At 75.9% G+C, this 12,772-nt stretch carries 14 protein-coding genes; 6 read left to right on the plus strand and 8 right to left on the minus strand.

The window, feature by feature from the left end:
• Both DCS98_RS07040 and DCS98_RS07045 read left to right on the plus strand, forming a co-directional pair.
• Nucleotides 1-734 (plus strand): HNH endonuclease signature motif containing protein (locus DCS98_RS07040; protein ID WP_164704444.1); only part of this gene is annotated, 734 nt, incomplete at its 5' end.
• 26 nt (nt 735-760) lie between these two features.
• Nucleotides 761-1,207, plus strand: a complete 447-nt coding sequence (locus tag DCS98_RS07045; RefSeq protein ID WP_116450695.1) for an AAA family ATPase — start codon at nt 761-763, stop codon at nt 1,205-1,207.
• Here the strand turns inward: DCS98_RS07045 and DCS98_RS07050 are convergent.
• Genes DCS98_RS07050 through DCS98_RS07060 form a run of 3 tightly spaced genes read right to left on the minus strand, consistent with a single transcriptional unit; the run spans nt 1,194 to nt 3,159 of the window.
• Nucleotides 1,194-1,820, minus strand: a complete 627-nt coding sequence (locus tag DCS98_RS07050) for an alpha/beta hydrolase family protein (RefSeq protein ID WP_116450696.1) — start codon at nt 1,818-1,820, stop codon at nt 1,194-1,196. The two genes, DCS98_RS07045 and DCS98_RS07050, sit on opposite strands and share 14 nt — an antisense overlap.
• Nucleotides 1,817-2,488: an HAD-IA family hydrolase gene (locus DCS98_RS07055; protein ID WP_116450697.1), complete on the minus strand. Its 672-nt coding sequence runs from the start codon at nt 2,486-2,488 to the stop codon at nt 1,817-1,819. Before DCS98_RS07055 ends, DCS98_RS07050 begins: the two co-directional genes overlap by 4 nt.
• The gene (locus DCS98_RS07060) at nt 2,485-3,159 is read right to left on the minus strand and encodes a DedA family protein (RefSeq protein WP_116451094.1); all 675 of its coding nucleotides are present in this window, start codon (nt 3,157-3,159) and stop codon (nt 2,485-2,487) included. The genes DCS98_RS07055 and DCS98_RS07060 overlap by 4 nt, the downstream gene beginning before the upstream one ends.
• Nucleotides 3,160-3,231: 72 nt before the next feature.
• Between DCS98_RS07060 and DCS98_RS07065 the strand changes: the two genes are divergently transcribed.
• Entirely contained in the window at nt 3,232-4,530 is a 1,299-nt protein-coding gene (locus DCS98_RS07065; protein ID WP_116450698.1) for an amidohydrolase family protein, read from the plus strand.
• A gap of 100 nt (nt 4,531-4,630) precedes the next feature.
• Nucleotides 4,631-6,040, plus strand: coding sequence for a radical SAM protein (locus DCS98_RS07070; RefSeq protein ID WP_116450699.1), 1,410 nt, complete (start codon nt 4,631-4,633; stop codon nt 6,038-6,040).
• A gap of 1 nt (nt 6,041) precedes the next feature.
• On the opposite strand, the gene DCS98_RS07075 is transcribed toward DCS98_RS07070, so the two are convergent.
• Genes DCS98_RS07075 through DCS98_RS07090 form a run of 4 tightly spaced genes read right to left on the minus strand, consistent with a single transcriptional unit; the run spans nt 6,042 to nt 10,033 of the window.
• The gene (locus DCS98_RS07075; protein ID WP_116450700.1) at nt 6,042-7,142 is read right to left on the minus strand and encodes an ABC transporter ATP-binding protein; all 1,101 of its coding nucleotides are present in this window, start codon (nt 7,140-7,142) and stop codon (nt 6,042-6,044) included.
• Nucleotides 7,139-7,936, minus strand: a complete 798-nt coding sequence (locus DCS98_RS07080; RefSeq protein ID WP_241037316.1) for an ABC transporter permease — start codon at nt 7,934-7,936, stop codon at nt 7,139-7,141. The genes DCS98_RS07075 and DCS98_RS07080 overlap by 4 nt, the downstream gene beginning before the upstream one ends.
• On the minus strand, nt 7,933-8,775 hold the full coding sequence (locus DCS98_RS07085) for an ABC transporter permease subunit (RefSeq protein ID WP_241037319.1): 843 nt from the start codon (nt 8,773-8,775) through the stop codon (nt 7,933-7,935). Before DCS98_RS07085 ends, DCS98_RS07080 begins: the two co-directional genes overlap by 4 nt.
• Nucleotides 8,776-8,785: 10 nt before the next feature.
• Nucleotides 8,786-10,033: an ABC transporter substrate-binding protein gene (locus DCS98_RS07090; RefSeq protein WP_206340142.1), complete on the minus strand. Its 1,248-nt coding sequence runs from the start codon at nt 10,031-10,033 to the stop codon at nt 8,786-8,788.
• Nucleotides 10,034-10,079: 46 nt separating this feature from the next.
• Here DCS98_RS07090 and DCS98_RS23875 point away from each other — a divergent pair, with 46 nt between their 5' ends.
• Nucleotides 10,080-10,205 carry a hypothetical protein gene (locus tag DCS98_RS23875; protein ID WP_277394603.1) on the plus strand — a complete coding sequence of 42 codons (126 nt, stop codon included), beginning with the start codon at nt 10,080-10,082 and terminating at the stop codon, nt 10,203-10,205.
• Here the strand turns inward: DCS98_RS23875 and DCS98_RS07100 are convergent.
• Nucleotides 10,187-11,623, minus strand: coding sequence for a dihydrolipoyl dehydrogenase family protein (locus DCS98_RS07100; RefSeq protein WP_116450701.1), 1,437 nt, complete (start codon nt 11,621-11,623; stop codon nt 10,187-10,189). The two genes, DCS98_RS23875 and DCS98_RS07100, sit on opposite strands and share 19 nt — an antisense overlap.
• A 64-nt stretch (nt 11,624-11,687) precedes the next feature.
• Between DCS98_RS07100 and DCS98_RS07105 the strand changes: the two genes are divergently transcribed.
• A complete protein-coding gene (locus DCS98_RS07105; RefSeq protein WP_164704445.1) occupies nt 11,688-12,752 on the plus strand; it encodes a flavin-containing monooxygenase in 1,065 nt (354 codons plus the stop codon).
• The last annotated feature ends 20 nt before the right edge of the window (nt 12,753-12,772 follow it).

Raw genomic sequence — 12,772 nt, forward strand, 5'->3', positions numbered from 1 at the left:
GGGTGCTGTTCGACCTCGTCACCCGCCCCTGGGATGACAGCCGGCCGCCGGTCACCGCCCACCTGACCGTGCTCGCTCCGCTGGACACGCTGACCGCCGGGGCCGGGGCGGGGGCCGGGGCCGGGGCGGGGGCCGCCGGCGGCGAGGTCGAGCCGGCGGCCGTGGACGGGCAGCCGATCACCGCCGAACACCTGCGCGAGCTGCTCGAACGGCTCGACGCCCTGTGCCCCGGCGGGCTGCAGGCCCCGGCCGGAGGCAGCCTCTCCATCGCGCTCACCAATCCGGTCAGCGGGGCGCTGCGGGCTGTCCTCACCCGCCGCGAGCTGGAGCGGCTGGCCCGCCGCGGCTGCGCCGACCACCCTGACGGCAACTGCGGCTGCCCGCTGCTGGACCGGCCGCCACCGGTGGAGCGCTACCGGCCGACCCCCGCCCAGCGCCGGTTCGTCAGCACCCGGGACCGCACCTGCCGCCATCCCGGCTGCGCCAGTTCCGCCGGCTGGGCAGACCTCGACCACGTGCTCGCCCACGCCGAGGGCGGCGCCACCGCCTGCGAGAACCTCTGCTGCCTGTGCCGCCGCCACCACCGGCTCAAGACCCACGCGCCCGGCTGGTCGTTCGCCATGGACGACGACGGCGTACTGACCGTCACCACGCCCAGCGGCGTCACCCGCGTGACCCGGCCACCCGGTCTGCACGACCCCGCGGCCGACGAATTCGAACCGGCGCCCTTCTGAAGGACGGTGTCGCTACGGTTCGGGCGATGCCGCGGGTGCTGGTGACAGGGATGTCGGGAGCGGGGAAGACGACGCTCCTGGCGGAGCTCGCCCGTCGCGGGCACCTGACCGTGGACACCGACTACGGCGGCTGGGAGCTCCCCGACGGGACCTGGGACGTGCCGCGCATGGACCAGCTCCTGGCCGCCCATGCCGACGTCGTGGTCTCGGGAACGGTGGACAACCAGGGCCGCTTCTACGACCGCTTCCAGCACGTCGTCCTGCTCAGTGCGCCGCTGGACGTCCTCCTCGGGCGGGTGCGCGCCCGCACCGGCAACCCGTACGGCCGGACGGCCGCCCAGCAGGCGGAGATCGCGCACTACCTGGACACGGTGGAGCCGCTCCTCAGGCGGGGAGCGAGCCTGGAGCTGGACGGACGGCGGCCCGTGGGCGAGCTGGCCGACGTCGTCGAGGGCCTCCTCAGGCCGAAGTGAGCTCGTCCAGCCAGGACATCGCGGCGGCGGCCACCACGGCCACGTTCTTCTTCAGCGAGTGGTCGCCCGGGACGGCGTAGACGGAGGCGCCCGGGCGGCCGGCGAGGACGGCGGCCACGTCCGCCGGTGCCCCGAAGGCGTCGGTCTCGCCCTGGACGACCACCAGCGGCACGTCGACCGCGGTCAGCTCGGCGGCGCGGCTCTTCTCCGGCCGACCCGGCGGGTGCAGGGGGAACGCCAGCGCCAGCACGCCGGCCGCGCCCTGATCGGCCGCCGTCCGGCACGCCACCCGCGCCCCCGCGCTCCGGCCGCCCAGCACCAGAGGCCCGGTCAGCACCCCGTCGGCTCGGAGGTGGGCCAGCACCGCGTTCCACCCCTCGTCCAGGCGCGGAGGTGCGACGGCGATGCGCTTGCCGGCCACCCGCCACGGCTGCTCGACCCGCACGACCCGCCAGCCCGCTGCCACCGCCTCCCTCGTGATCTCCACGAGGTCCGCGGACTCGACACCGCCCCCGGCGCCGTGCCCGAGCACGAGGGTCCCGGCCCCGCCTGCGCCGTCGACGTGGGCTCGCGCCAGGCCGGTCGGCGTCCCGATCTCGAGCGCAGCGCTCATGCCGAGGGCAGGGCGAGCAGCCCGTCCACCGCCCCGGCGAGGTCGCCGGCCGCCACGTGCGCGGGTTCGAAGACGGCCGGGTAGGTGCGCTCGCTCCGCGGGAACCACGCCCCGGTGAGGCCGGCGCGCTGCGCCCCGTGCACGTCCCAGCCGTGCGCGGCCACCAGCGCCATCCGCCCCGGCGCGACGTCGCAGACCCCCGCCGCCCACAGGTACACCTCGCGGGAGGGCTTCCAGGCCCGGATCGCCTCGCTGGTGAGCGTCCGCTCCACCAGCGGCGCGATGCCACCGCGCGCCAGCCCGGCCTCCGCGATTCCCGGCGAACCGTGCGACAGCGTCACCACGCGGACCCCCGCCTCCGCCAGCCGGCGCAGGGCCGGCTCGACGTCCGGGTGCGGCGACAGCTCGCGGAACGCGTCGGCCACCACCGCGCGGCCCTCGGCCGGCAGGTCGCTCACCTGCGCCAGGGCCGCGTCGAACGCGTCCCGGAACCCGAACCAGCTGCCGGTGGCCACGGCCGCGAACCCGGTCAGCAGCGTCCGCGCGAACACCGTGTCGAGCAGCGACGACGGCTCCCCGGCCTCCACCAGGGCGGCGCGGACGGGCGCCAGGTCGAGGAGGGTCTCGTTGACGTCGAAGGCGACGACGTCCGGCCGCCGGCGGCTCACGCCTGGTCGCGCTCGTCCGCAGGCAGGTCCAGGCCCGCGGAGGCCGGGCGGCGCAACCGGCCGGTCGCCTTCTTCCACACGAACCAGACCACGGCCAGGATGACGACCGCCGCGACGACGTAGTCCAGGTAGTGCAGGTTCGCCTCGATGAAGTCGCGCGCCAGCCAGCCCAGCGTGACCAGCACGCTGTTCCAGATCAGGCTGCCGGCCGCGGTGAAGAGCAGGAACTGCCCGAACGGCATCCGCACCACCCCGGCGGGCACCGAGATGAAGCTGCGCACGATCGGCACCATGCGGCCGAAGAACACCGCCGACCGCCCGTGCCGCTCGAACCACGCGAAGGTCTTGTCCACGTCCTCGGTCTCCACCAGCGGCAGCCGGTCGAGGAAGGCGTGCGAGCGCCGCGGCCCCAGGGCCCGCCCGAGGTAGTAGAAGAAGATCGCGCCGAGGACCGAGCCCACGGTCGCGGCCCCGACGACGGCGAGGAACGCCCACGGGCTGTCGATCAGCACGCCGGCGGCGCCCAGCACGGCCTCGCTCGGGATCGGCGGGACGACCGTCTCGAGCAGGATGCTGAACCCGACGCCGATCGGGCCGAGCGTGTCCACCAGCTGGAGCAGCCAGGCGGTGATGCCACCTTCGTCGGTCGGGGCGGCGGCGAGGAGTGACATGGCCTCCACGGTATCGGCGGGTCCCGGCGACCGCCGCGACGCGAGCGGGAACCGGCACTAGCGTCAGGTGACATGCCGCACCGGTTCACCGCCCGCGCCGTCGTGGTCGGTGACCGCGCCGGCACCGTCGTCCCCGATGCCGTCGTCGACGTCGACGACGGGCTGATCCGCTGGGTCGGACCGGCCGCCGACGCCCCGCCGGCGGATGACGCCGAGGTCACCGCGCTTCCCGGCCTGCTCATGCCGGGGCTGGTGAACACCCACTCGCACGCGCCGATGGTGCTGTTCCGCGGCCAGGGGGAGGGGCTCCCGCTGGACCGCTGGCTGCGGGAGGTCATGTGGCCGCGCGAGGCCCGCCTCACCGCCGACGACGTCGAGGTCGCCATGACCGCCGCGTCGGCGGAGATGCTGCGCAACGGCGTGACCACCAGCGTCGAGATGTACTTCCACCCCGACCGGATCGCCGCCGCCGTCCGTGCGACGGGAGCCCGGGCGCTGGTGATGGCCACGCTCATCCCGATGCCCGGCATGCCGCCGCTCGAGCAGCAGCTGGCCGACGCCCTGACGCTGTTCCGGAGCGCACCCGACGACGGCTCGGTGGAGTACGGCATCGGACCGCACGCCGCGTACACCGTGCCGCTCCCGGTCCTGCGCGAGGCGGCGGTGCTCACCCGCGAGCACGGCATGCTCCTGCACCTGCACGTGGCGGAGACCGCCACCGAGGGTGCCGACCTGCTGGCCACGCACGGGCTGTCCGTCCCGGCCCTGCTCGCCGCCCACGACGTGCTCGGCGGCCGCGTCCTCGCCGCCCACTGCGTGCACATGGACGACGGCGACCTGGCGCTGTGGCAGGAGTACGACGTCGCCGTCGCGCACTGCCCCGCCAGCAACGCGAAGCTCGCCAGCGGGATCGCGCGGCTGCGCGACATGCTCGACAGAGGCATCCGCGTCGGGATGGGCACCGACGGTCCGGCGTCCAACGACGGTTTGGACCTGCTCGCGGACCTGCGTCTGGCCGCCTCCTTCGCCCGGCTGGCCGGGCGCGACGCCACCGCACTCACCGCCGCCGAAGCTGTCTGGCTCGCGACCGGAGCCGCCGCCGACGCCGTCGGCCGGCCCGACCTCGGGCAGCTGACGGCGGGCCGCCGGGCCGACCTCGTGCACGTGGACACCCGCGACCTGGTCTTCGAGCCCGTCGGTGACCCGGCCGACCTGCTCGCCCACCTCGTGTGGTCCGGCGCGGGGCGGCACGTGCGGGACGTCTGGGTGGGCGGCCGCCAGGTCGTCCGCGACGGCCGGTCGACCACGGTGGACGTCGACGACCTGCGGCAGGACGTGGCCCGCCGCGCGGCGCGCCTGGCCGAGGGCTGACGGCGGCCCTCCACCGCCTCCGGCAGGGCCGCACCCATCCGATCGGTGGCGCTCGACCGAACGGGGTAGGAGCGTCCGACACGAACGGCCGGGAGGCACCATGGGACAGCCCCGAGGGCTGCGCGCACGTTGGCAGGACCTACGGGAGCGGACCCGCCCCGTGCACCCGGAGACCGAGCGAGCCCTGGCGGACCGCTGGGCAGCGCTGCCCGACCACGTCCGGACGCCGGCGCAGAGCCTCGGCCGGCACGCTGTGGGCTGCGAGGGCACCCACGGGGTGTTCCCGAAGTGCAACCTCACCTGCACGCCCTGCTACCACTCGGCCGACGCCAACAAGGTGCGCGTCGACGGCGGGCACACCGTCCGCGAGGTGTCCCGCCAGATGGCCTACCTGCGGGAGCGCCGCGGCCCCTACGCCCACGCCCAGCTGATCGGTGGCGAGGTCAGCCTGCTCTCCCCCGACGACCACGCCGCCGCGCTGCAGGCCATGCGCGACGCCGGCCGTTCCCCGATGTCGATGACCCACGGCGACTTCGACCCCGAGTACCTGAGGGCCCTGGTCACCGCGCCCGACGGCGGGCTGAGGTTCGACCGGGTCAGCTTCGCCGCGCACTTCGACTCGCTGATGCGCGGCCGTCGGGGCGCCGTCCGCCCGCGCAGCGAGGCCGAGCTGAACCCGTTCCGCGAGCGGTTCGTGCAGATGTTCCGCGACGTGGGTGCCGAGACCGGCCTGCGGTACTACCTGGCGCACAACATGACCGTCACCCCCGCCAACGTCGGGCAGGTCGCCGACACCGTGCGCGAGGTCGTCGGCATGGGCTACTCGATGATGAGCTTCCAGCCGGCCGCGCACGTGGGCGACGAGCGGCGGTGGAAGGAGTCCTACGCCGCCGTCGACGTCGACGCCGTCTGGGCCGAGCTCGAGCGCGGTCTCGGGCAGCGGGTGCCGTACGAGGGCATCGAGTTCGGCGACCCCCGGTGCAACCGGCTGGGTTTCGGCTTCCTGCTGGACGGGCGCTGGCACCCGTTCGTCGATCCCGACGTCCCCGCCGAGACCGCTGCCCGGGACGCGTTCTTCGCCCACTACGGCGGGATCGCCTTCAGCGGCACGCCGCCGCTCCTCCTCGTGGTCAAGGTGCTCCGCGCGGCCCGGCACCACCCGGGGGACGTGCGGACGGCGCTGCGCTGGGCGCGCAGCCTGCTGCGCCGCGCGGGCGGCCTGCGGGCCCTGGTGCGGGGCGCCCGCGCCGGGCGCCTCGGCCTGATGACGTTCGAGGTGCACAGCTTCATGGATGCCGAGCACGTGGCCCCTGCCTGGGACATGATGCGGCGCGGCATCGCCGCCGAGGACCCGCAGCTCCGGGCCACGCAGGAGCGGCTCGCCGCGTGCACGTACTCGATGGCGCACCCGGAGACCGGGGAGCTCGTCCCCGCCTGCGCGCAGCACTCGGTGCTGGACCCCGTGGAGAACGTCGAGCTGCGCAGGTTGCTGCCGCTGACGGTGGTCTGAGCTACCGAGCCGCGGGCTCCGGTGCGGGGGTGCCCGTGCCGGGGCCGGCCGGGGGGACGGCGGAGCGGTCGGCGACGGGCAGCCGCAGGCCGACGGTGCGGCCGTTCGCGATCTCCCGGCCGGGTGCCAGCTCGGCGTCCACCGACGCCGTCCCGGCAGCGCTGCTGATCTCGACGGTGACCAGCGCCCGCAGCCCGCGCCGCCGGATCCGCACCACGGTGCCGACGGCGTCGGCCGACGGGTCGTCGGCGGTGGTCACGACGACCGCCTCGTGCCGGATCACGAGCACCGCCGGGCCGTCGGCCGCCGGACGGGGCAGCGCGAGCCCCCCGAGCGGCGAGTGGTGCACCCCGGCGCGCACCGTGCCCGGCACCTCCGTGCGGCCGCCGAGGAGCCTGCTCACCCCGAGCGACACCGGCTGCCCGTAGAGCTCCCGCATCGGTCCGGCCTGCAGCAGCCGGCCGCCGTCGAGCACGGCGACGGCGTCGGCCAGCGCGTCGGCCTCGGCCGGGTCGTGGGTCACCAGCAGGATCGTGGGGTCCAGCCGCATGCGCAGGTCGGCGACCAGCTCGTGCATCTCCTCGCGCAGCCGCGTGTCCAGCGCGCTGAAGGGCTCGTCGAGCAGGAGCACGCGGGGCTCGGCGGCGAGGGCGCGGGCCAGGGCGACGCGCTGCTCCTGGCCGCCGGACAGGGTCCGCGCCGGCCGGTCACCGAAGCCGTCCAGGCGGACGAGGTCGAGGAAGTCCTCCGCGCGGCGGCGGGCGGCCCGGCGGGGGACCCCGCGCACGCGGTCGGCGAAGGCGACGTTGTCGCGCACGGACAGATGGGGGAACAGCAGCGGCCGCTGGAAGACCATCGCCATGCCGCGCCGCTCGGGCAGCACGCCCGCCAGGTCGGTCCCGTCCAGGTGGACGCTGCCCGCCGTGGGGGCGTCCAGGCCGGCGGTCAGCCGCAGCACGGTGCTCTTCCCCGACCCGGACGGCCCGACGATCGCGACGCAGGACCCGGCCGGCACGTCGAGGTCGAGGCCGTCGAGGGCGGGGACCTGGTCCCTCCCGTGCACCCGCCTCAGCCCGCGCAGCTCCAGCCGCCCGCCGCTCACCGGTCCTGCTCCCGTCCCCGGCGGCCCAGCGAGCCGACGACCACCAGCAGGGCGACGGGCGGCAGGATCGAGGTCAGCGACAGGACCGCCACCTGCGCGTCGTTGCCGGTCGCGGAGGCGGCGGAGGCGACCAGCAGCGGCAGCGTCGTCAGCCGGCCGCCACCGACCAGCACGGTCACGATGTAGTCGCTCCACCCGACGAGGAAGGCGAGGAAGGCCGCGCCCGCCAGAGCCGGGGCCAGCAGCGGCAGCTGCACCGAGCGCACCGTCCGCCAGCGGGTGGCACCGAGGACGCGGGCCTCGTCCTCGAAGCCCCGGTCGTGCGCCGCGTAGGCCGCCCGCATGGTGATCGTGGTGTACGGCAGGGCCGCAACGACGAGCAGCACGACGACGCCGACGACGGGTGGCACCCGGAGCCGCAGCAGGAGGACGTCGAGGCCGAGCGCCACCGCGAAGGGCGGCAGCGCCAGCGGGGCCAGCAGCACCGCCAGCACGGCGGTGGCGCCCGGCACCTGCCGCGAGGCCAGCGCCCGACCGGCCATGGCGCCCAGCGGGGTCGCCAGCGCGGCGACCACCAGGCCGAGCAGGGTCGAGGAGAGGAGCGCCCCACCCGCGCCCGCGGACAACGCCTCGTCCAGACCACGCGTCCCCCACTCCTGCGGCAGGAGCGCCGGGAAGGTCCACCGGTCGGCGAAGGCCCACAGCAGCAGGGGGATCACCGGCAGCACCAGCCAGCCGGCCAGCAGCGTGCGCCCGGTGCGGGAGGCGACCAGCGCGGCGCGGGGCGCGGTCACTGCTCGGCCGCCAGCCGGCGCAGGGCGCGCAGCGCGAGCAGCACCACGACGGTGGCCAGCCCGGCGGTGATCACGGCGACCGCCGCCGCCTGCGGACGGGCGGCCAGGTCGATGGAGGTGAACAGCCGGTAGGAGAGCACCGGTAGCGGCTCGGGGTAGGAGCGGCCGAGGAGGGCGGCCACCTCGTAGGAGCCCAGCGTGTAGACGAAGCTCACCGCCGCGGTCGCCCCCAGCGCCGGGGCCGCGAGGGGCAGGGTGACGTGGCGCAGCCGGGCCCACCGGCCGGCGCCGAGCAGCGCCGCCGTCTCGCCGTAGGACGCCGTCCGCGAGGCCAGCACGCCGGCCACCACGAGGGCGATGAACGCGGACTCCTTCCAGGCGTACTCGGCGACCACGGCGACCCACCAGCGGCCGCCGACCAGCGCGGGCCAGGACGCGGGGTCGACGCCGAGCAGGCGGGAGAGGAAGCCGGCGTCGGCGAGCAGCAGCCCCATGGCGGCGGCACCCACCAGGTGGGGGATCGGGATGGTCAGCGCGGCCAGGCCGCCCAGGACCCGGCTGCGGCGGACGGCCGCGGTCGCGGCCAGGGCCAGGCACAGCCCGACGACCGTGGCGACGGCAGTGGACGCGGCGGCGATGCCCAGCGAGACGCCGATGCCGGGGCCGAGATCGGCGGCGGTGGCCCGGTAGGCGTCCAGGGAGAGCCGGGGCTGCCCGACCAGCGGGGTGAGACCCAGGCTGAGCAGCGCGGCCGACGTGAGCGCGGCGCCGACCACGGCGACCACCGGCACCAGCGCGGGCAGCACCAGCAGCGTGGTGCGCAGGCGGGGAGAGGTCACTGTCGGGCGCTCAGCCGGCGGCGATCCGCCGGCGCCAGCCCTCGTCGACCGCCGTGACCCACTCCGGGCCCAGCTCGGGGTCGGCGTCGCGGGACAGCTCCTCGTAGGGCGGGACCACCTCCGACGGCGGGAGCGCGGCGAAGCCCTCCTGCACGTCCTCGGGGAGCGCGTCGAGGTCCAGCACCGTGTACTGCCCCCACACCTCGGGCCGGGCCTTCTGCAGCTGCTGCTCGGGCGAGAGCGCGAGGTCGGCCACGACCATGGCGCCGGCCCGGCTGCCGGAGGTCGACGGCAGCGCCAGGAAGGACGCGTTGCCGATCGTGCCCTCCTCCAGGAGCAGGACCCGGGTGGTCGGGGGGAACGTGCCGTCGGCGACCAGGTCGGGCAGCGTGGCCGGGCCGTAGGTCATGGTGAAGTCGACCTGGCCGTCGGCGTAGAGCTGGTCGAGCTCCTCCAGGGTCTGCGGGTACGTCTCGCCGCCGCGCCAGAGCGAGGGGGCCACCTCCTCCAGCCGGTCGAACAGGGCGGGGGAGAGGTCGTCGTAGGCCTCCTGCGTGAAGTCCAGGGGCACCTCGTCCACGCCGCCGCTCACCGCGGAGAGCACCTGGCGCACGAAGACCGACCCGGTGAAGTCCGGCGGCGCGGGATAGGTGAAGCGTCCCGGGTTCCGCTCCGCGTGGTCGAGCAGGCCCTCGACCGTCGTCGGTGGGTCGGGCACGCGGGCGGAGTCGTACACGATGCTGAACTGGGCCTTGTGCCAGGGCGCCTCGCACCCGTCGACCGGCGTCCCGAAGTCGGTCACCAGCAGCGGGTCGTCCTCGGCGACGTACTCCATGTTCGGCAGCATCGACGTCCAGTCGCACAGCCACGCGCCGGCCTGCTGTCCGGTGGCGAAGTTCTCGCCGTTGATCCACACGAGGTCGACCTCCCCGTCGGTGACGTCGGCCTGGCGCTCGGAGAGCACGCGGTTGACCGCGTCCCCGGTGTCGGCGACGGGCACCCGCTCGAGGGTCACGCCGAGCTCCGCCGCCGCCGGGGCCAGCACGTCGTCGACGTAGGCGTTCCCCTTGTCGTCGCCGCCGTACATCCACAGCCGCACGGTCTGCCCGTCGGCCTCGGCGAGCACGTCGGACCAGTCCCTGGTGGGGGCGGTCTCCGTGTCGGCGAGCGGCGCGGCGCAACCTGTGACGGCGAGGACGGCGGCGAGCGGGACGGCGACCCGCAGCAGTGCGCTGCGACGGGGGCGGAACGACGGCACGGGCGGATTCCCTCGTCTCGGGGGCTGGGCGGAGGGCACGGAGACCGTGTTCGTGCACTCCCTCTGGCTGCTGCTGCCCTGGTACGCCGGGGAGATCGCCTGGGTGTGGGCGGCGGTGGTCGCGGTCTCGGCGGCGCAGCGCACCGTCGCGGGCTACCGCGCGCTGCGCTGATCCCCCGCCCGTCGGATCCACCGCAGGACGCGGAGCCCTCCCCGCACGAGAGGAGCGGCCAGGCGCGTCCGGACGTCGGCGAGGGCGGCGTCGACCAGCGCGTCGTTGTACGTCGGGTAGGCGTGCGTGGTGCCGGCGAGGTCGCTCGCGGTCAGCCCCTTCCGGACGGCCAGGGACAGCTCGCCCAGCGTCTCGCCGGCGCGCGGACCGACCACGACCGCGCCGACGACCCGCCGTCGGCCGTCGAGGACCAGGGAGGTGAACCCGTCCGTCACGCCCTCGGCCACCGCGCGGTCGACGGTCGAGTGCTCGACGCGGCGCACCGTGAGGCCCTTCTCCCGCGCCTGGGCGGGCGGGACGCCGATCGACGCCACCTCGGGGGCGGTGTAGGTGACCCGGGGGACGACCGGGTCGACGGTGCGGCGCAGCCCGAGGACGGCGTTGCTCGCGGCCACGCTGCCGTGCATGCCGGAGACGTGGGTGAAGAACGGCTTGCCGGTGACGTCACCGGCCGCCCACACCCGGCGGTTGCTGGTCCGCAGGGTGCCGTCGGTGGCGACGCCACCGTGCTCGTCGAGCTCCACGCCCGCGAGGTCGAGACCGAGGTCGTCGGTGCGCGGGCGCCGGCCGACCGAGACCAGCAGCCGGTCGAAGGGGACGGTGCTGCCGTCGGCGAGGTGCAGCAGGCCGGGCTCCACCCGCCGGCCCTCGCTGCCGAGCCGGAGCTCGACGCCGTCGCGGCGCAGGGCCGCGGCGACCAGGGCGGCGGCGTCGGGGTCCTCCGGGCCGAGCAGCCGGTCGGAGCCCTCGACGAGCGTCACCTGCGACCCCAGCCGCGCGAAGGCCTGGCCGAGCTCGCAGCCGATGGGGCCACCGCCGAGCACGACCAGCCTCCGGGGTAGCTCCTCGAGCTCCCACACCGTGTCGCTGGTGAGCGGCCCGGCGGCGTCGATCCCGTCGACGGGGGGCACCAGGGGAGCGGCGCCGGTGGCGATCAGCGCGGCGCGGAAGCGGACCGGCCGTCCGTCGACGAGTGCGGTGTCCGGGCCGGTGAACGCCGCCGAGCCCTTCACCACCCGGATGCCGGCCGCTTCCAGGGCGGCGGGGGCGTCCTTCGGTTCGATCGCGGTCACGGCCGCGCGGACGTGGGCGCGCACCCGGGCGAAGTCGACCGTCACCGCGCCGGTGTCGACACCGAGGCGGCCGGCGCCCCGCGCGTCGGCGGCCGCGGTGGCGGCGGCCAGGAGCGCCTTGGAGGGGACGCAGCCGGTCCACAGGCAGTCGCCCCCCGTGCGTTCGCGCTCGACGAGCACCGTGCGCGCGCCCAGGGCGGCGGCGGTGTGCGCACCCACGAGCCCGGCGGTGCCGCCCCCGATGACGAGCAGGTCGACGGGGTCCCCCGTCAGGGGCTGCGGCACGGCGGCTCCTCGGTGCGCGGGGGCGGACGGCACCACGCTAGGTCAGCGGGGACGATCGGGAGCGATGAGCGCCGAGGAGCAGGTCGACGTCCTGGTGGTCGGAGCCGGTCAGGCAGGCCTGGGGGTGGCGTACCACCTGGTCCGCGAGGGCGTCGGTCGCGTCGTCGTGACCGAGGCGGCCGACGCGCCCGGGCAGGCCTGGCGGGACCGGTGGGAGACCCTGGTCCTGTTCACCCCGCGCCGGTTCAGCTCCCTGCCCGGCCTCCGCTTCCCCGCCGGGCCCTCGGCGACCCCGTCCCGCCTGGAGATGGCCGGCTACCTGGCGGCGTACGCCGAACGCTTCCACCTGCCGGTGCGCACGTCGACGCCGGTGTTGCGGCTGACCCGGTCCGGGAGCGGGTTTCGGGCGGAGACGCCGCACGGGGTGGTGCGGGCCGCGCACGTGGTGGTGGCGACCGGCGCCTACCGGCTGCCGCGGGTACCCGCTGCCGCCGACGACCTCGACGGCACGGTGCGCCAGCTGCACTCGTCGGCCTACCGGAGACCCGATGACGTGGCGATGGGGCCGGTGCTCGTCGTGGGCGGAGGCAACTCCGCCGCGCAGCTGGCGCTGGAACTCGCCGGCCGGCACGAGGTCACGATCGCCGCACCGGTCGTGCCCCGCTTCCTCCCCGAGCGCGTCCTCGGCGTGAGCACCTACTGGTGGCTCCTGCTCACCGGCGTGCTCAACGCGGGCGCGAGGACGCCGGTCGGCCGGTTCCTGCGGCACCGGCACGAGGCGGTGTTCGGCCGGACTCTGCGCCGAGCGCTGCGGCGTGGCGCCGTCCGGCTGGTCCCCTCGAGGGTCGTCTCGGCCGTCGGTCCGCGGGTGTGCCTGGCGGACGGCACGGTCGTCGAGCCGCGGACGGTCCTGTGGTGCACGGGCTTCGCTCCCGACACCGGCTGGATCGACGTCCCGGGGGCGCTGACCGCGGATGGGGCGCCCCGGCACGAGCGGGGCGCCTCGCCGGTGCCGGGGCTGCACTGGATGGGGCTGCCGTGGCAGACCCGGGTCAACAGCTCGCTCGTCGACGGGGTCGACCGCGACGCGCGGCTGACCGCCTGGCGCATCGCCACGGCCCTCCGCTGACTCTTCTTCAACCGAACGGT

The organism is Blastococcus litoris (genome assembly GCF_003075095.1).
Lineage (GTDB): Bacteria > Actinomycetota > Actinomycetes > Mycobacteriales > Geodermatophilaceae > Blastococcus_B > Blastococcus_B litoris.